The organism is Thiocystis violacea (assembly GCF_016583565.1).
Taxonomy (GTDB): domain Bacteria; phylum Pseudomonadota; class Gammaproteobacteria; order Chromatiales; family Chromatiaceae; genus Thiorhodococcus; species Thiorhodococcus violaceus_A.
In genome coordinates, this window is record NZ_NRRF01000010.1 from 101,657 (window position 1) to 118,984 (window position 17,328).

The 17,328-nt window shown below is 64.0% G+C and carries 15 protein-coding genes, 1 tRNA gene and 1 pseudogene; 13 read left to right on the top strand and 4 right to left on the bottom strand.

Annotated features, from left to right (window positions below; translation table 11 throughout):
• Positions 1-38: 38 nt before the first annotated feature.
• Positions 39-2,414 (bottom strand): phosphoenolpyruvate synthase, encoded by a 2,376-nt coding sequence (ppsA, locus tag CKO23_RS06645; RefSeq protein WP_200329292.1) that lies wholly within the window; start codon positions 2,412-2,414, stop codon positions 39-41.
• A gap of 564 nt (positions 2,415-2,978) precedes the next feature.
• Between ppsA and CKO23_RS06650 the strand changes: the two genes are divergently transcribed.
• Both CKO23_RS06650 and CKO23_RS06655 read left to right on the top strand, forming a co-directional pair.
• A complete protein-coding gene (locus CKO23_RS06650) occupies positions 2,979-3,977 on the top strand; it encodes a hypothetical protein (RefSeq protein ID WP_200329294.1) in 999 nt (332 codons plus the stop codon).
• A 131-nt stretch (positions 3,978-4,108) separates the two neighbouring features.
• Positions 4,109-5,632, top strand: coding sequence for a bifunctional metallophosphatase/5'-nucleotidase (locus CKO23_RS06655; RefSeq protein ID WP_346014572.1), 1,524 nt, complete (start codon positions 4,109-4,111; stop codon positions 5,630-5,632).
• Between the two features lie 6 nt (positions 5,633-5,638).
• Here the strand turns inward: CKO23_RS06655 and CKO23_RS06660 are convergent, their stop codons facing one another.
• On the bottom strand, positions 5,639-6,733 hold the full coding sequence (locus CKO23_RS06660) for an esterase/lipase family protein (RefSeq protein WP_200329296.1): 1,095 nt from the start codon (positions 6,731-6,733) through the stop codon (positions 5,639-5,641).
• Between the two features lie 100 nt (positions 6,734-6,833).
• Positions 6,834-7,355, bottom strand: a complete 522-nt coding sequence (locus CKO23_RS06665; RefSeq protein WP_200329298.1) for a hypothetical protein — start codon at positions 7,353-7,355, stop codon at positions 6,834-6,836.
• Positions 7,356-7,797: 442 nt separating this feature from the next.
• Here CKO23_RS06665 and CKO23_RS06670 point away from each other — a divergent pair, with 442 nt between their 5' ends.
• The 8 genes from CKO23_RS06670 to CKO23_RS06705 all read left to right on the top strand — a co-directional run bounded on the left by CKO23_RS06670 (position 7,798) and on the right by CKO23_RS06705 (position 15,218).
• Positions 7,798-8,370 carry an OmpA family protein gene (locus CKO23_RS06670; RefSeq protein ID WP_200329300.1) on the top strand — a complete coding sequence of 191 codons (573 nt, stop codon included), beginning with the start codon at positions 7,798-7,800 and terminating at the stop codon, positions 8,368-8,370.
• A 412-nt stretch (positions 8,371-8,782) separates the two neighbouring features.
• A tRNA-Leu gene (locus tag CKO23_RS06675) sits at positions 8,783-8,867 on the top strand.
• Between the two features lie 257 nt (positions 8,868-9,124).
• The gene (locus CKO23_RS06680) at positions 9,125-10,219 is read left to right on the top strand and encodes a tyrosine-type recombinase/integrase (RefSeq protein WP_200329302.1); all 1,095 of its coding nucleotides are present in this window, start codon (positions 9,125-9,127) and stop codon (positions 10,217-10,219) included.
• A gap of 149 nt (positions 10,220-10,368) precedes the next feature.
• On the top strand, positions 10,369-10,899 hold the full coding sequence (locus CKO23_RS06685; RefSeq protein ID WP_200329304.1) for a hypothetical protein: 531 nt from the start codon (positions 10,369-10,371) through the stop codon (positions 10,897-10,899).
• A gap of 75 nt (positions 10,900-10,974) precedes the next feature.
• Positions 10,975-11,244 carry a hypothetical protein gene (locus tag CKO23_RS06690; protein WP_200329306.1) on the top strand — a complete coding sequence of 90 codons (270 nt, stop codon included), beginning with the start codon at positions 10,975-10,977 and terminating at the stop codon, positions 11,242-11,244.
• A gap of 321 nt (positions 11,245-11,565) precedes the next feature.
• Positions 11,566-11,976, top strand: a complete 411-nt coding sequence (locus CKO23_RS06695) for a DUF3077 domain-containing protein (protein WP_200329308.1) — start codon at positions 11,566-11,568, stop codon at positions 11,974-11,976.
• Entirely contained in the window at positions 11,976-14,627 is a 2,652-nt protein-coding gene (locus CKO23_RS06700; RefSeq protein WP_200329310.1) for an AAA family ATPase, read from the top strand. Before CKO23_RS06695 ends, CKO23_RS06700 begins: the two co-directional genes overlap by 1 nt.
• A gap of 3 nt (positions 14,628-14,630) precedes the next feature.
• Positions 14,631-15,218 (top strand): hypothetical protein, encoded by a 588-nt coding sequence (locus tag CKO23_RS06705; RefSeq protein WP_200329312.1) that lies wholly within the window; start codon positions 14,631-14,633, stop codon positions 15,216-15,218.
• On the opposite strand, the gene CKO23_RS06710 is transcribed toward CKO23_RS06705, so the two are convergent.
• Positions 15,187-15,585 (bottom strand): hypothetical protein, encoded by a 399-nt coding sequence (locus CKO23_RS06710; protein WP_200329314.1) that lies wholly within the window; start codon positions 15,583-15,585, stop codon positions 15,187-15,189. The genes CKO23_RS06705 and CKO23_RS06710 overlap by 32 nt on opposite strands.
• On the opposite strand from CKO23_RS06710, the gene CKO23_RS06715 reads away from it, so the two are divergent.
• The 3 genes and pseudogenes from CKO23_RS06715 to CKO23_RS25280 all read left to right on the top strand — a co-directional run.
• Positions 15,566-16,576, top strand: coding sequence for a hypothetical protein (locus CKO23_RS06715; RefSeq protein WP_200329316.1), 1,011 nt, complete (start codon positions 15,566-15,568; stop codon positions 16,574-16,576). The genes CKO23_RS06710 and CKO23_RS06715 overlap by 20 nt on opposite strands.
• Positions 16,577-16,719: 143 nt before the next feature.
• The gene (locus CKO23_RS06720; RefSeq protein ID WP_207168460.1) at positions 16,720-17,040 is read left to right on the top strand and encodes a hypothetical protein; all 321 of its coding nucleotides are present in this window, start codon (positions 16,720-16,722) and stop codon (positions 17,038-17,040) included.
• Between the two features lie 38 nt (positions 17,041-17,078).
• Positions 17,079-17,328, top strand: a pseudogene (locus CKO23_RS25280) (hypothetical protein); the annotation flags it as partial.

Consider the following 17,328-nt stretch of genomic DNA (forward strand, 5'->3'; position numbering starts at 1 on the left):
CGGACGTTTCCGCCGACGGCTGGAGGCTGGCGGGATGTCTAGAGCGTCTTGGCCTGCTCGGCCAGATAGATCCAGGTGTCGATGACGGTATCCGGGTTCAGCGAGATGCTGCTGATGCCTTGTTTGAGCAGCCAGTCGGCGAAGTCCTTGTGGTCGGACGGACCCTGACCGCAGATGCCGACATACTTGCCCTGGGCGCGGCAGGCGGCGATGGCCATGGAGAGCATCTTCTTCACCGCCGGATCGCGCTCGTCGAAGTGCTCGGCGACGAGGCTGGAGTCGCGGTCCAGACCCAGGGTCAGCTGGGTCATGTCGTTGGAGCCGATGGAGAAGCCGTCGAAGTACTCCAGGAACTCCTCGGCCAGCACGGCGTTGGAGGGCAGCTCGCACATCATGATGAGGCGCAGCCCGTTCTTGCCGCGCTCCAGACCTTGAGCCGCCAGCGCCTCGCTGACCGCCTTGGCCTGACCCAGGGTGCGGACGAAGGGGATCATGATCTCGACGTTGGTCAGGCCCATGTCGTCGCGGACCCGCTTCAGCGCCTCGCACTCCATCTCGAAGCACGCCTTGAAGTTCTCGGCCACGTAGCGGCCAGCGCCGCGGAAGCCGATCATGGGGTTCTCTTCCTCGGGCTCGTAGCGCGGGCCGCCGATAAGATTGGCGTACTCGTTGGACTTGAAGTCCGACATGCGCACGATCACGGTGTTGGGCGAGAAGGCCGCGGCCAGGGTCGAGATGCCCTCGGCGAGCTTGGCGACATAGAATTCGCGCGGGCTGGCGTAGGCGGCGATGCGCGGCGAAATCTGGTCTTTGAGGTCCTGCGGCAGCTGATCGAATTCCAGCAGCGCCTTGGGGTGGATGCCAATCATGTTGTTGATGATGAACTCGAGGCGCGCCAGGCCGATGCCGGCGTTGGGCGTGGCCGAGAAGGCGAAGGCGCGGTCCGGGTTGCCGACGTTCATCATGATCTTGACCGGAATCTCCGGCATGGCGGTCAGCTCGACGGTCTTGTAGTCGAAGTCCAGCTTGCCGTCGTAGATGTAGCCGGTGTCGCCCTCGGCGCAGCTCACGGTGACTGCCTGGCCATCCTTGACGACGTCCGTGGCATTGTTGCAGCCGACGACGGCCGGTACGCCCAGCTCGCGGGCGATGATGGCGGCGTGGCAGGTACGCCCACCGCGGTTGGTCACGATGGCGGCGGCGCGCTTCATGACCGGCTCCCAGTCGGGGTCGGTCATGTCGGTGATGAGGACGTCACCGGGCTTAACGCGATCCATGTCGGCGATGCTCTCGACGATCTTGGCCTGGCCGGCGCCGATACGGCTGCCGATGCTGCGCCCGGTGGTCAGGACTGGGCCTTTCTGACGCAGCACGTAGCGCTCGATGACGTTGCCGGAGCGGCTTTGGACGGTCTCGGGGCGCGCCTGGACGACGTAGAGCAGACCATCGGTGCCGTCTTTCGCCCACTCGATGTCCATGGGTCGGCCATAGTGCTTCTCGATCAGCAGCGCCTGCTTGGCCAGCTCCTGCACCTCTTCGTCGGTGATGCTGAAGCGCGGGCGCATGTCCTCAGGGACCGGTTCGGTCTTGACGTGCGCGTCGTGCTCCGGATCGCTGTAGACCATGCGGATCGCCTTGTCGCCGACGGTGCGGCGCAGGATGGCGGGGCGACCGGCGGCCAGGGTCGGCTTGTGGACGTAGAACTCGTCCGGATTCACGGCGCCTTGCACGACCATCTCGCCGAGGCCGTAGCTGGCGGTGACGAAGACGGCGTCGCGGAAGCCGGACTCGGTGTCCAGGGTGAACATGACGCCGGAAGCGGCCAGGTCGCTGCGCACCATGCGCTGGATGCCAGCGGACAGCGCGACGTTGCGATGCTCGAAGCCCTGATGGACGCGATAGGAGATGGCTCGGTCGTTGAACAGGGAGGCGAAGACCTCCTTGATCCGGTGCTTGATGCTGTCGATGCCGTGGACGTTGAGGAAGGTCTCCTGCTGACCGGCGAAGGAGGCGTCGGGCAAGTCCTCGGCGGTTGCGGAGGAGCGCACGGCCCAGGAGACGTCGTCGGTGCCGGCCTCGCTCGTCAGGCGGGCATAGGCGGTGTCGATCGCCTCTTCGAGCGCGGCGGGGAAGGGCTGCTCCATCACCCAGGCGCGGATGCGGGGGCCGGCTTCGGCCAGTGCGGTGACGTCGTCCACGTCCAGTTCGTCGAGCACGGCTTGAATGCGCTCGTCCAGGCCCTCGTGTGCCAGAAACTCGCGATAGGCATCGGCCGTGGTGGCGAAACCGCCGGGCACGCGGACCCCCAGGTGGGTGAGGTTCTGGATCATCTCGCCGAGGGAGGCATTCTTGCCTCCGACGACGGGTACATCGTCCATACCGAGGTCGCTTAGCCAGCGGACGTAGTCGGTCATCGTAGTCGTTCTCCGGTCTTTGGGAATGGCGGGATCGCGCGGCACTCAGCGAGGTGCCGGAAACGATCAGGACGCAGAGGCTCGGCGCAGGATCTCTACCTGGCGACCTTCGGGGCGCGAGGGTCTGTTGCGAAAGCCGCAATACAATCGTGAAAATATAACCGACTCGGATCCTGAACGCGCGAACAGTGAATCAATCTTCAGGATTGAGTAACCTGTAACAAGAAAGGGGATTTGCGTCTTGGTCGCTCGCGGCTCCGGCGCTGTACCTTTAGACGATGGGCGCTAGGATGGGCGCGCCCGTCACCGGTCGGTGCAGACTCTCAGCGGGGAGGGCGCAGGTGTCGTCCATCCGGCGGAATGGTCTCTGCCGAGATGTTGTTTCATGGCAATCACCGAAGGATTCGCATTGACGTTGGAGGAGCAGCCAAAAAAGACGAGGTAGTGCAGACCCTCGGAATCCATACTCAACTTGAACCAATGCGCCCGTTCAGGCAGCCTAGATAGGCTATGCGGATAGTTTCCTAATGACTAGCAGATTTTCGAACCAAGAGGATTTACCTGATGAATGAACTCGTGCCCGGTCTCGCAAGCCTGCGGGCATCGCTGGAGTCCGTCGATTCGACCAAACTGATCGTTGGCGGCGTAGGCGCTTTGGTCGTGGCGGGAGCCGTTTACATGACCACGCACGAGGCGTTGATCGCGAACCCGAAGCCGCTCGATCAAAGCAAAGTCGAGGCGAATATCGCGCCGATTGGGCAGGTTGCGTTAGCGGCGCCCCCCGCGCCCGCAGCACCTCCAGCGCCGTCGGCGGCAGAGACGGCGAAGGTGGCCGAGCCGGTTGCGGCTAGCGCCGCTGCTGAGGCGCCCGCGCCGGCATCAGAGGCAGCCGCCGCCGAGCCGGAACCGGCGAGCAGCGCGCCCGCGCCTGTTGCCGCAAAGACGCCCAGTGCCAAGCCCATGATCATCATGCAGCCGGGTCTCGAGCATTTTGCGCCTCTGCCATCCTCGCGTAGCGTGAAACCGGCGGCGGCTCCTGCCGAGGCACCGGTTGCCGCCGAACCAGCGGCGGTCGAGGCGCCTGCCGCCCCGGCGCCAGTGGCCGAGGAGGCGGCTCCGGCGGCTCCGGCTGAGCCAGCGCCGGCCGCGGAGGCGCCGGTTGCTGCTGAGCAGGCCGTGGCGCCTGCCGAGACCAAGATGGCGCCCGAGTCAGCGGATGTGACCGAGGCGCCGGCCGCCGAGGCCGCTGCCCCCGCCGAGGCTGAGGCGCCGACCGAGCCTGCTGCCGAGGCTGCCGCCGCGTCCGAGCAGGCGCCGGCCGCTGCCCCGGTCGAGGCTGTGGCGGTGCCTGAGGAGGCGCCGGCCGCGGCGGCTGAGGCCGCTGCTGCCCCCGCTGAAGAAGCACCTCAGGCCGACGCCGCACCAGCGGCGGCGCCTGAAGAGGCCCCGACGGCTCCTGCGGAGGCGGTCGCCGCCCCAGTGGCTAAGCCGGCACCCCCGGTGCAGCGCCCACAGCCTGCCTGGATGCTGCAGTTCGGGCCTTTGAGCCGTCCGCAGCAATAAGCCCCATCGGGCTGCGCGGCATCCTGGCTGCGCAGCCCTTGCCGCGGGTGCCACTGCAACGCGGGACCTGCGGCCCGTCGGGCTGAGAGATCGAAGCGCGGGGTGCTTCCAGGCATCAGCGAGGTGTTCACGTGTGGCGCACAGGCGCGTTTCGGGATGGGCTCCTCGCCCTGCTCGCGCTGATTGCCCTGCAGGGGCCGGCGAAGGCCGAATGCCGGTTCGGGGATCAGCTGACCCTCCTGCACTTCAATGACCTCCATGGTCAACTTGCGCCCATCTCGGGTGCGGTCGATGGCCAGGCCGGCGGCATCGCGCGGATCGCCCGACGCGTCGCCGACGTTCGGGCCGAAGATCCTGATCGGCCGGTTCTGCTCCTCTTCGCTGGCGACCTCTTGCAAGGAACCCTGACCTCAAGCCTCTTCATGGGGCAGCCCGACGTTCTGTTGCTGGAGCGCATGGGCCTCGACGCCGCGGCCCTCGGCAATCATGAATTCGACGACGGGCAGGACAACTTCCGTCGCTTGGCCGAACTCGCGTCCTTTCCCTTCCTGAGCGCCAATGTGCAGGCGAGGCCCCGGCCGCTCCCCGTGCAGTCGCATCTCATGCTGGGCGGAGACGCGGAGCCGGCGATCGCTGTGCTGGGGCTCACCACGGCCGAGCTGCTGACCACGACCCATCCGCGCAACACCCAGGGGCTGCGGGCGGAGTCGCCCGTCGCGGTTGCCAGTGCTCTGGTACCCCGGCTCAGGGCGCACGCGGATCTGGTCGTGGTCCTGTCGCATCTCGGACTTGCGGCGGACCGGCGCCTGGCGCGCGAGGTCGCGGGCATCGACGTCATCGTTGGCGGCCATGATCACAAGGCGCTGCGCGCGCCGGTCGTGGAGTCCGGCGTGAGCATCCTGCAGGCCGGCGCGCGTGGACAGTGGCTCGGCAGGATGGATCTGGGCTGCGTGCAGGGCCGCTTGCAGCCGAGCCGTTACCAACTCATCCCTGTCGTCGCGAGCCTGCCAGAAGATCCTGAGATCGCCGCCGAGGTCGACTGCATCGTCGCTCAGGCGGAGGCCGGGATGGGCGAGGTCATCGGCAGGGTCGACGTGGATCTGAGTGCCGCGCGCGAGGGGATCCGTCGTGGCGAGGCCATCTTCGGCGACTTCGTGGCGGATCTCGCGCGCGACATCACGGCGGCGGATGTTGCGCTCTTCAACGGGGGTGGCTTCCGGGCCAGTATCCCCAGGGGCGAGGTCACCCTCAAGCAGGTCTACGAGGCCTTGCCCTTTGGCAACCAGCTGGTCGTCGGCGAACTCGCCGGCGCCCAGATCGTCGCCGCGCTGGAGCGCAGCGCCGGGCTTGACCCGGCCGAGGAGCCGGGCGGTTTTCTGCAGGTTTCCGGTCTGCGTTATGCGATCGCCGATGGTCGTCTCCTGTCCGCCCGTTTTGACGCGGCAGGGCGCGGCACCCAAGCGATCGATCCGAGCCGACGCTACCGGGTCGTGATGCCGGACTACCTTGCGGCGGGCGGTGACGGTTACGCCATGCTGGCCCAGCATGGCGAGCAGGTCATGACCGGGCGTCTTGTCGCGGAGGTGGTGATCGCGGCGATTCGCTCTGGCGCTCAGCCACCGTCAGGTCTGGACGGACGCATCCTGCGTCACTGATGTCGATCAGTGCACTGGCGCGGTCTCAGGGGCGTCTGGCGCGTCTGGTCGCCACTGCTGCAGGATCTCAAGAATGATCGGGATCGCTGGCGGCAGGGCGTCGGAGGGCATCAGGCGCGTCAGCATGCCTCGGTGCGACGCGTTCACGAGGATCGGAGGCGGGGCCTCTGGCAGCCTGAGTGAGGCGAGCGCGACCACGCCATCACCGAGATCGTCCCCGAGCGTCGACCACCAGTCCGAGAGACCCTCTTGCAGCCCCTTCGAGCCTGTGTGCGTGGCGATGGCGGCCAGGCTGTCGGTCATCTCGCGGGTCGGCTCCACGAGCCGGCCGCCGATGAGCTGCAGCGGAATCTGCGCGGGCCAGGGGCGGGCGTTGAGGTGCTTGAGCAGCTCGCTGTCCGGTCTGAGGTCGATCTTGGCGGCACCGGTTCCGTCGCGCAGGGAGGCGAGCAAGGAAAAGCGGCGATGCTCGTTGAGCGCGAAGTGCTCCCGAAGTTCGAGCCAGATCCGCAGGCGCGCCCACTCCGAGCCGTGATTGGGTGTCCCAACCAGAATGGCTCCGCCGACCTCGGCGCCGGCGACCCGAGGCGCCTCGCCGGCTGGGTATCGCCAGCGGGTGAGGAAGTCGCGGATGACGAGTCCGCCCATGCTATGCCCGATGAGGAAGACAGGCGACTCGGCCGTCAGTCGCGGCCATTCTCCCGCCAGGAAGGCGGCACTGCGGTCGATTCCCTGATCGTTCGGATAGCGCAGCTCCCAGACGTCATAGGCATCGGACTGCAGGGCCGGAATGAGCGCGTCCCAGATGCTTCCGGGTTCGTCCAGTCCGTGAACCAAGAGCACGCGCCCTGCGCTTGGGTGCGGATTCGCCCCGTGGTGTTGCAGGCCATGCCAGCCATCCTGGTCGGTCCCCATGGCATCGGGCAGCCAGGCTTCGAGCTGTTGCTGGGCCAACACCCTGAGCGCACGCTCCTTGTCGGGGTGGTGCTCGGCCCACCAGATCCATCCCGACAGCGTGCTGGCCAGGATCACGAGTGTCAGGGGCAGGAGGCGCGGCCAACGCCGCAGGCGCTGCCGGGTGGGGCGTTCTTGATGCGTCATGGCCGTGACGCCCGCCGGCACGCGCCTGTGCCGCCTCTCGGGCAGGGGGCTTGCGTGTCTGATCGGGTGTCCGACTGACTCGGGCGCCGCAGCCGATGCATCAAAGGTAAAGCCGCCTGAGTTCGGTGTCTGGTGTGCCTCTCTCCCAGATCTGGTTGAAATCCGTCCTCAGCTTGCGAGCCTCAAGCGGGTTGTTGAAATCCGCGATGGCCGCCATGGTGTCGGCGAAGCGGCGGTGCACGATGCCGCGTTCGTCCGCGATCAGGAAGGCATCCAGGCGGTCTCGGTCGTTTTCGTCGACGCTGCGGATCCCGATCCGCGAGGTCAGATGTCGCGCGAGCTCGACGAGTCTGTGACCGGATGCCGCGGCATCCCGCGGGTCGAAGACCAGGATGCGCACCGAAAGGGTCGGTCGGGACAGCGCTAGACGGCGAACAGCATCAAGGAAGGGTTGCTGGTCGTAGAGGTTGGATTCGATGGTACGTCCGAAGAGCAGGAGCTCCCGCCGCGCCTGGCGTGCCATGTTGCCACTGATGTCGCGGATAGCGGCCATGCGGTCGAGTTCGAGCGGCTCATGGGAGACGCCAAGCTCAAGGCCCTCGTAGTCGATGGACTTGGACATAGACAACTTGCCTCATCGCTTTTGATCGATGCTTGATACATACATCCGGCCGCCGAATGCCTGTACGAAAAGGCGCGCCCGGCACGTAAATGTTGTAAATTTGGCACGCGCGATCTGGTCCTGCTTGACTTGATTTGCCTCATTTCTCACTCGACTTGATGGACGGATCGTGGCGGGAAACGCTTGGGCGTTGTAAATATGTTGCGAGACCAGAAAAAAGTTGCACTTTTGCTCTTTTTGTAGGCTAAAATGTCTGTGTCAAACGAGCGGCTCTGGTAACGTCGTCAGCGCTCCGATAATTTCGCCAGTGAGATTCGCGAGGCGGGAACGTGGCGTGAGCGAGAGAAGAATCACGACGTGTTGTTTTTAACTGACGTCTACTCAGCTTAACCCAAAGTCTCCGATTCGATCATCTCCACCCACCTGAACAGGAAACGAAAAGATGCGCAAACAACTGAAAATCGCAAGCCTCGCCCTGATGGCCGCTCCGTTCGCGGTGGCCACCATGCTCGCAGCTCCGCTGGCCGTGAATGCGAGCGACTACAACTACGAGCATTTCTGGTCTGCCAAGCCAGACGGCACGGCGTGGGTGACCAACTACGGCGAGTGCTGGCAGAGCCTGCATGGCCCGACTGATCTGGAGCCGTGCGTTCAGCCCGTCGTCGTGCCCGCCGAGTTCACCGTTCGCCTGAACTTCGAGTTCGACAAGTATCGGATCGATAACATCGTCAATGACAACGAGCTGCGTCGCCTGGACGACTACATCGCCAACGTCAACGCGACGGAAGCGCGCGAGCAGATCTCGCTGACCGGCCACACGGACGCCAAGGGCTCCGAGGCTTACAACTATCAGCTCGGCATGCGTCGTGCGCAGACCGTGCAAGAGTACATGATCAGCCGTGGCGTTCCCGCCGAGGACATCGTCTCGGTCGATAGCCGTGGCGAACTCGACATGCTGCCGGGCGTCGATATCTACTCGGTTGAGCAGCGTCGCGTGAAGATCAACGCGCAGTAAGCAAGACCCTGGATCCTCGGCGTGGCGTCGGCAGACGGGCGCAGCGGCGAGGATCTGGTAGAGGTGCCCGCCCCCTGCCGGGTGATCGGCGCCGACAATTCTCACGACAATCCTTGAACGTAGCGGGATCCCGGCTAGCCGTTGGATCTCTTTGGGTCCGATGAACCTCACCCCCCCGACTGGGGTTCATGGGAGGGCCGATCACGCACTGCGTGATCGGCCTTTTTTTGTTGCTCGCTCGCGGCAGTGGATTAGAATCCCGCGTGTTCGGCTCAAGTTCGAGCATGCCTCCCGCGCTTGGGCATTCCCGGATGGCGTGCCTCTGAGGCTGGATGGGAGCTCAGTTGGCTCGAAATCATGTAGCATGAACGCCTCCCTCTGGAAGACGAAAGGCAGAGGGCGCCGCACTCCCGCCCGGATGGCGAAATTGGTAGACGCAAGGGACTTAAAATCCCTCGACTTCGGTCATGCCGGTTCGACCCCGGCTCCGGGCACCATCTTAAAAATCAATCGTTTGGCCGGATGGCTTCTGATAGCCGCATGGTTTTCAATCCTCTCCTGAGCCAAATCTGAGCCAAGACTTCCAAAAAACTGCGCTAAACTTGTGTCGTGCGGTGCTGTTCTGAGCCCACAAACGACGAAGCCTCGGGGTGCTGAGAACACCGCGAGGCTTCTGACCAAGACCAACCTAGTGCAGAGGTTCGGCAATGGCTCCATCCGATTGTAGCCGACCGGACTTCGGGAGTCCGGTTCCATGGCATCCATCCGCAAGCTGACGGACGGCAGGGCGAAACCCTGGCAGGTCCGTATCACCCGCAAGGGGCAGACCCTCCCACCCAATTACTTCCGCACCAAGACCGAGGCCAAGGGTTTCGCCGCCAAGGTCGAGGCCGACTTTGACCGCTGGAGCAAGGTGCTCGGGGGCGAGCTGCGAAAGCATACCCTAGCCGACCTGATCGACCGCTACATGCAGGTCCATGACGGGAAGGATCACAACCTATCGTCCCGGCTCGGCTGGTGGAGGGATCGCTATGGGGACGTGACTCTGGCTGAGTTCACCGCCGACACCGCGCGCGAAGCCTTGGCCAGCCTGGAGATGGAGCGAGTTGGTCGCGGCTCTCACCCGGCCGGGGAGAACAGCAAGCCGCGCAGTGGCTCGACCATCAACCGCTACAAGTCGGCCTTGAGTGCCTGTTTCAAGGCGGGGCTCGACCGGGGATGGTATGGGCTCAAGGACAACCCGTTTGCGGGAGTGCGCCAGCGCAAGGAGGGTAGTAGCCGGTTCGGTCGGTGCCTCGAAGACGACGAGCGTGCTCGGCTGCTCGAAGCCTGCGATCAGTCATCGACCTGGCCGGATCTCGGGCTCTTCGTCCGGCTAGCTCTGGCGACCGGTGCCCGTCGAGGCGAGCTGCTCAAGCTCGAATGGCGCGACGTGGACCTCAAGGGCGGATCGATCCTACTGCGCGCCACCAAGAACGGCGATGACAGGCGCGTCCCGCTGCTCGGAGACGCGCGCTTACTCCTCGAAGCCCGCGCCAAGGTCCGCAAGCTGGACGACATGCGCGTCTTTCCTGGCGGATCAGCCGGCGAGGAAGCCAACGTCGAATACGCATGGCGCAAGGCAAAGGAATCCGCCCAGGTTGAGACCCTGCGAATCCATGACCTTCGCCATTCCTGCGGTTCCTATCTGGCCAGAGCTGGGGCGTCCGCCTTCCAGATTGCCGCGATCCTCGGGCACCGCTCCGGCCCAGGGCTCACCGCGCGCTATGTGCATCTGGTCGCGGAGGACTCCCGAGGGCTCATGGAAAGCGCCTTGGCTGGTGTGCTCGGCGGGAGGGCGGCTGAATGAGCCGCCGACCCGCCAAAACTCTACTGAGAGACGCGATCAAGAGACTTGTAGGCGCCACCAAGCCTCCTCTAAGCCGCGAGGCTTTGGCGATAAGGGAGTCGATCAGGAAGGCGCCAAAGCCAAAGGCTCGGCCAGTGGGATATGTGCCGATGCTCACGCCGCAGATGTGCGCCGAGATCAAATCCGCCGCAGATGTGGCTGATTTGATCGCCGTGCTTGAATCGTGGGGCTGGGTTGATTTATGGCTGACCATGGCGACTACCCCGCGCCAAGGTCGCAAGAACACATCGCCCGAGGCCGCGCGAGAATTGCACGCGCTCGGATCTCTATGCCTGGCTCATGGATATTCCGAGATGCCCGAGGGACTGCGGTCTTTTCTCGCGAGCACGCTGATGGGGGTCGCGCAGGGTCAAGACGCCAGCACTGCGATGCACGTCAAGCGGCGCGCCGGGGTTTCGCTGGACCCTATCGACCAGCTTTGGTGGGAGCACCGCGTGGCTGCGCAGGTCGGGCTCCTTGTCGATCATCTACTGATGTCGGAACCTGATGCCAATGAGGTTGTTGCCGAATTGCTGCAAGGCGGGATTCGCGAAATAGACGCTCCCATGGTCAAGGTTTACTGGAAAAGGCATCGCGACCGACGAAGGGCTTTATCTCTCGCGCCATGCGAAACGAAATAGCCGGGTTTCATTTCGCGATTTCTCCGGCACGATTCCCGACACTGCGCCTCACACAACAACCCGTGAGGCGCAAAGATGACTCTACCCTCCGCACCCGCCAGCACCCCGCTGGATCTATCCGACATCACCCAGCTATCTGATTTCATTCGCGAATGCGAAAAGAATGGGATCGCGACCAAAGGCCAGCTCCAATGGTGGCTGAGGTTCCGCGCCGTAAACGGGCTCCTCGCATCCGGCGCGATCGTCGAGCGACGCATCAATCCGAAAGCCAAGAAAGCGATGCTGTTCGTGGTTCGTCCTCGCTTCGTTGCTTGGTTGTCGCAGTGCGGCACCCAGGCTGCGTGAGGGAGCGCGAGATGAGCAGCAAATCCAGACAGATCCGCGCTGAAAGGCGCGCGAAACGAACAGAGCGATGGGCCAGAAACGAAAGCGCCCCGCGAGTAACCGGCTCGCGAGGCGTTGCAAAGGACTCGATTCAAGGCTTATCGTGTAACGCAGATGACGCTGAAAGGCGCCGTCACCGGGGACGCCAATCCCCGGCATAAAGACCGAAGCAACCGGTCACCGACGCGACTGAAAGTATACCCGAGGAGCGCCCTCAGTGCGCCCGCTCGCTCGCGTCGCCCTGCCCGATAGCTCGGTCTCCATCCATCAGGAGATCGACACATGAAAACCCGCAATACCCCGTTCATGGCAATGCCGGTCCTTGGACCGGACGTGCATCTTTTCGCCGTTGCCGCCGACATCCCCACAAGCCTGGCAATCAACACCGCCGGCGCGATGCTCAACACCGCTATCGAGACCCTTCGCGGCGCCGTGGTCGATATGGAAGCGACCCACGAGGCAAGTCAGGCATGGGCATCCCTCTATATCCTGACGCAAGTCGCCGCGTTGGTGGAATCGGTCACGCTTGATGTCGAGTGCGCGTCACATGACACCGCGCACACCGCGCGACTCCAGGCACTCGCCGACGTCTGGAACGGCGGGATCATAGACGACCGCCTGTGGGATGCGATCTGCGGCGCCATGGCCCGCGATGGCTGCCCTGAGCTGAACACCCAGGAGGGCGCGCACTGATGAGCAGCCCCCAAGGACCGGGGGCTTCGGCCCCCGCCGTCAACCTCGACACCCCTCCGCCCGATGTGCGGGCGCAGATGGCCTTCCAGGCGCCCGCAGACTCGTTCGAGCCTCCAGCGCCAGACCGGGCGGCGACCTGCACCGGCTGCGGCGCCGACTTCAAACCGCCACACGCCGCACCAGACGCGACGCTGTGCCATGACTGCTACGAGGCACGAAAACGCGCCCTGGCGGATCTGCCGCATACCGCCAATGGCAAGTGGCTCGACATTCTCCCGGCGCTCGGGGTCGAGCGCGAGCGGCTTCGCGATGAGCATGGTCCATGCCCTGGCTGCGGCGGGACTGATCGCTTTCGCTTCGACGACAAGGACGGGCGCGGGACATGGGTCTGTGGTGGCGGTGGAGACCGCCAGACGGGCGACGGGTTCGATTTGCTGTCTCACGCTCTGGGGCTCGACAAGCATGATGCCTATCTCGCCGTGGCGGAGCATCTAGGCGTCATCGGCTCGGGACCGATCATTCAGCCAACACCCGCCGAGATCGCCGAGCGCCAGCGCCAAGCCGACGAACGGGCGGCACGGGACGCCGAGGATGCCGCTCGCCAGCAAGCCGAGACCGCGAGGAAGGCGGCGGTGATCTGCGATGAATCCGTTGCGGCAACGGAAAATCCGTATCTGACACGGAAAGGCGTTGCGGCAACGGAAACCCTACGGCAGATCGAGACGGACACCGCCGCCAAGATCCTTGGGTATCACCCGACGGCCAACGGTAAACGGCTGACGGGCTCGCTGCTAGTCGTGCCCCTGCATCGCAACGGCGAGCTGGTGAGTCTGGAGCTGATCGACGCCAGCGGGACCAAGGCCGCACTGAAGGGCAAGGGCACCAAGACCGGCGCCTACTGGGCCGCTCAACCGCTCGATGCCATCGAGGGCACCGTCATCGTTGGCGAGGGTGTCAGTACCGCGCTATCGATCCGGATGGCAACCGGGCTACCTGTAGTCGCGGCGCTGTCGGTGTCGAACTTCGCCAAGACGATTTCTGCCATCCACGCGGGCTACAAGCGGCTGCGTCCGATCCTGGCGGCTGACCTGGACAAGCAGACCGGCGAGCCGATCGAGGCGGCGGTGAAGGCGTCTAGGCAGTTCAGACCGCATATCCCGTTAGTGACGCCAGACTTCGGACCCGACCGGCCCGAGGGCGCGACCGACTTCAACGACTTGCACCAGGCGCTCGGGCTGGAGGCCGTGCGGGAGCAAATCGAGGCGCAATGGCTGAACGATAGAGCCGCCAGCAATGACGCGGCGAGCGAAGCGGCTCAGGGAGTTTTGCCGCCGATAGCCGAGCTTATCGCGACTGACGAGGAACTGGAGAACGCACGGCTGACGCCTCGCTGCATCGTCGAAGACCACACCTACGCCGATGCGGCTCAGATCGTAGCGCCCGGCGGCACCGGAAAGACCACTTTGCTGATCCATGAAGCCATCAGAATGGCGCTCGGGATGCCGCTCTATGGGCTCACCGTCACATCGCCCGGCTGGACCTTCATCGTGACCGCAGAGGACAAGCGCGAGCGGCTTTTGGCGCGTCTGCGGGAAATCATCAACACCATGCAGCTCTCACCCAGCGAGCGCTCGACGGCAATCCGCTCGGTGCGCATCTGGGACGTGTCCGGTCTGTCCTTGAAGCTCGTTCGGGCGCATGACGGCAATGTCATCCTGACCAAACTAGCCGATCAGATCGTCGAGGCGTGCAAGGATGACCCGCCGGCCGTCATCATCTTCGACCCCCTGGTGTCCTTTGGCGCGTCCGAGGGCATGGTGAACGACAACGAGCAAGGGCTCGTGACGGCTGCTCGGCGCATTGTGAACGGCCTCGATTGCTGCGTCCGGCTGGTGCATCACACCGGAAAGGCCAACGGGCGAGAGAAGACGCTCGACCAGTACAGCGGGCGCGGCGGCTCCGCCCTGGCGGACGGCTCGCGCATGACGACCGTGATGCAGACATGGGCGCCTAGCGATTCTGGCGGTCTTACGCCGCCCTATGGATGCACCCCGGACAAGGACTCAAGCATTTCGATCCTGGCGCGCGCCAAGCTCAGCTATGCCAAGCCAAACCTACCGCTGATCTGGGTCAAGCGCACCGGATGGCGCTTCGAGCATTTCGTTGAGGCGCCGAGAGACAAGGGCGAGATCCGCGCGAGCAAGGCCGACCAGCTTGAGCGGTTCCTGATCTCGGAGCTGAAGAACGGAATGCGTCACACCAAGAGCACGCTGGAGGATCTTCGGGCCGACATCAACATGACGCGCGCGGAGCTTCGAGGCGCGCTTGCGACCCTGCAAGCCTCCCATCGTGTCTACGATGCGGACCTATCGGACGACGAGAAGCAAGGGCGCCGCAAGACCTACTTGCACCCCGCAGAGTATTCCGCCGACTTTTCCGACGACGGCGGCGAAATACCCCCCCAAGACTGCCCCGTCTCAGGCACCCCCGATACCCCCTTCAATATCGCCGCCGCCCTAAGGGAAAAAAACGGCGGCGATATTGCCGCGCCGTTCTTTCCCCAGTCCCCTTCGCATTCCGCCGGCGGGATTGGCGAATATGCGGCGGAATTGGCGGAATTGGCTGATAGCGACGACCGGGAGGCGTTCTAAATCATGGATGCCGCTCAGATTCGCAACGACCTGATGACTGCCGGCTTCACCCTGGATGTCGAGCGCGAGCGGCTGATGGTGTCTCCCGCCAGCCGTTTGACCAAGGTGCAGCGCGAGCTGATTCGCGAGAACAGAACCTCACTGGTCGAACTGCTGACCCAGGCCGCCAACGACACCAGTCCAGCCCGGAGCCGCTGGCTCATCACCCTGCTGGACGGCACCCGCTGGAGCATCTCGCGCACACCGCCCTCGACCCTGGCCGAGCTTCAAGCCGAGTACCCAGGTGCTCGGATCGAGCCGGAGGCGCTGTGCACGGCCGCACCGGCGCCTGTCTCGCGCTACCTCGACACCGATCGCCGCCAGTGCTCCGACTGCTCGGAGCTGGCCCGCGATGGCGCCTGTCAGGCCGCTCGTCGCGGCGCGCTGCGACAGACCTCGCGATCGTATGCACCCGACCCTGAGACCCTGCACCGCTGCCCTGCGTATCTCCCAGGTCCAGCCGATCCCGACCGCCGCCCAGGGCGTGAGCGCTGGCCGAACCTGGCGAGACGATTTCTCGTCACTGATGCAAATAGGGGAAAAGCCGCATGACCAATTCACGGGGAACCGAGGGAACCGCCAGCGTCAGTCCGAAGGCCGAGCTGGAGGCGCGCCAGTCTGCGCCAGTTCGGAACTGGACAGCTCTGGCCAGATAGGAACCCGATCGCGCCCGCTGGCGCGGGCTCAGGGCGGCTCCTGCGAGCTGTGAGCATGGTTCGATGCAGCCCTGGTCGAGCTGCGCCGCATGGGCGGAGATGTCGCGCTTCAGGATCTCAAGGGCTTGATCGGCTTTCGGCTTGGGAAGGCCAGTGAATACCGAATCGGTCTTGGCAACAAAATTGTTGGCAACGTGCTCCGTCGAATGCTTCCGATCCGACTCGATCGCCGTCAGCAGTCCTTTGACGCGCCATTTCAGCAACGGCCTTGGTCTGCGACTTATTGAGTCGCTGCGCCATGGCGAATTGCTGCACGTCGTCGGAGGTGAAGATGAGTGGGAGGTCGTTGTCGGTAAAAGACCGCCGCTCTTTTTGCTTGGGCAAGCCGCTGAAGATGGAATCGACCTTACCCATAAATTTATGGGTAACGTACTCCGTCCCATTCCGCCGATCCGACTCGATCGCCGTCAGCAGTCCTTTGACGCGCCATTTGGGATCATCGATTTTTGCGAAGGCGCGGTATTCGTCTCCGAAGGCGATCATCAGCTCGGCGTCGATCAGCTCGGCCAGGGCGCCGACTTCCTCGAATCCGTCTATGCCGTCATCGTCGATCCGCCAGCGTCTGAATTGGACGCTATCAAGCAGGCGCGCGAATCCAACGAGGCATCGGAAACCGTTGTCCCGACAACCTTTGTCGATGATGCGGAACTGGTGTGGCGGCTGGTTGAAGTCCCCGGCAACACCCAAGAGCAAATCGCGCAGACGATGGGATGGAATACCCGCGTGGATGTGGCGCGCTATAAGGCGCTGCGGGTGCTGAAAGAGGCTGGCGCTTGGGATCAAGCGATTGTACCAACGTTTTCGTTTTTTGGTACAAGCCAAGATTTAGATGATGGTACAGACGCTGTACCAATTGGTACAGCGTCGCCATTCACCGAAGGCTTGCTCAGAAACATCCTCGACCTTCAGCCATACCAACAACTCGACCTGTGCCGCCTTCTTGCCAAGGGCAAGGGCCGCAAGGGTCACAAGTTCGGGAAGGCCGATTTCAAGGCTGGAGCTGAGCGCTACCGGGCGCTCAATGCGCTTGAGAAGGAAGCTGGCGCACGCTTGGCTGTCATCCCTGACGCCGAGCAGTACGGCCAATATCTGCGTTCTGTCATCAAGGCCATCGCGCTCGATGGTGGCAGGACTGACCTTGTACTCGGCGGCGAGCTTGTCGGCGGTCTGCGACTTCGGATCATTTTGATTTGAAGTGAGATCAGTCCGAGCCCCTTGCTTCTTCTCCATGCTGTACCGCTTCCCGCGCAGGTAGCTGGCCTGATCTGGGCGCAGGTTGCGCCGTCCGAAATTGTGGGCATTTGCACACTTTTTCCCGGCTCGACGAGCAGCGACGTTTGCGCTTCGTCCTGTTGCTTGGGCCGTCCGCACCGCTCGTTTTCCTTGTATTGCTTCAGGATCGCTTCGCGATTGCCACGCGCTCGACGTTATCGAAGTCCTTGCGGATCTCGTTCTCGGCGTGCTGCGTCATTGAAATGGCGACGCAGGTCGCGCCCTACCGCATTCGTGTACCAAAACCGCCGATCTGGCGGCTTCCGGTTCCGGCGCCGGACCTGAAGGCGCCCGAAATCGCGGAAATCGCACACAGAACATTTTTGGAGTCAACCGCACCGCTAAATCGGGAAAATCGCCCGATTGACCCGCCTAAACCGGCCTGAAAATACGCCTGCCCGATTTATTCAACGCAGGAAATTCGATGGCTACACCTCGCACCGGCCGACCGCGCGGCCGACCTCGCGGAACCGTCCGATCTCACGCTGGCGAGATCCGCAAAGCGATTCAGGAGCACGCGCCCAAGCTGGTCGCGAAGCTGCTTGAAGCGGCCGAAGCCGGCGACGTGTCAGCGGCCAACGCCTTGTTGGATCGCGTAGCGCCCAAGCTGCGTCCCGCCGCGTGCACCTTCGAGGTGAGCGTCACAGGGTCTCAGACCGAGCTTGGGCAGCGCC

Bases quoted from the DNA above. Each gene is read 5' to 3' on its own strand.
- CKO23_RS06695 (WP_200329308.1), top strand. From the start codon at position 11,566: ATGAAAACCCGCAATACCCCGTTCATGGCAATGCCGGTCCTTGGACCG.
- CKO23_RS06660 (WP_200329296.1), bottom strand. From the start codon at position 6,733: ATGACGCATCAAGAACGCCCCACCCGGCAGCGCCTGCGGCGTTGGCCG.
- CKO23_RS06665 (WP_200329298.1), bottom strand. From the start codon at position 7,355: ATGTCCAAGTCCATCGACTACGAGGGCCTTGAGCTTGGCGTCTCCCAT.
- CKO23_RS06670 (WP_200329300.1), top strand. From the start codon at position 7,798: ATGCGCAAACAACTGAAAATCGCAAGCCTCGCCCTGATGGCCGCTCCG.
- CKO23_RS06685 (WP_200329304.1), top strand. From the start codon at position 10,369: ATGCTCACGCCGCAGATGTGCGCCGAGATCAAATCCGCCGCAGATGTG.
- CKO23_RS06705 (WP_200329312.1), top strand. From the start codon at position 14,631: ATGGATGCCGCTCAGATTCGCAACGACCTGATGACTGCCGGCTTCACC.
- CKO23_RS06680 (WP_200329302.1), top strand. From the start codon at position 9,125: ATGGCATCCATCCGCAAGCTGACGGACGGCAGGGCGAAACCCTGGCAG.
- ppsA (WP_200329292.1), bottom strand. From the start codon at position 2,414: ATGACCGACTACGTCCGCTGGCTAAGCGACCTCGGTATGGACGATGTA.
- CKO23_RS06700 (WP_200329310.1), top strand. From the start codon at position 11,976: ATGAGCAGCCCCCAAGGACCGGGGGCTTCGGCCCCCGCCGTCAACCTC.
- CKO23_RS06650 (WP_200329294.1), top strand. From the start codon at position 2,979: ATGAATGAACTCGTGCCCGGTCTCGCAAGCCTGCGGGCATCGCTGGAG.
- CKO23_RS06690 (WP_200329306.1), top strand. From the start codon at position 10,975: ATGACTCTACCCTCCGCACCCGCCAGCACCCCGCTGGATCTATCCGAC.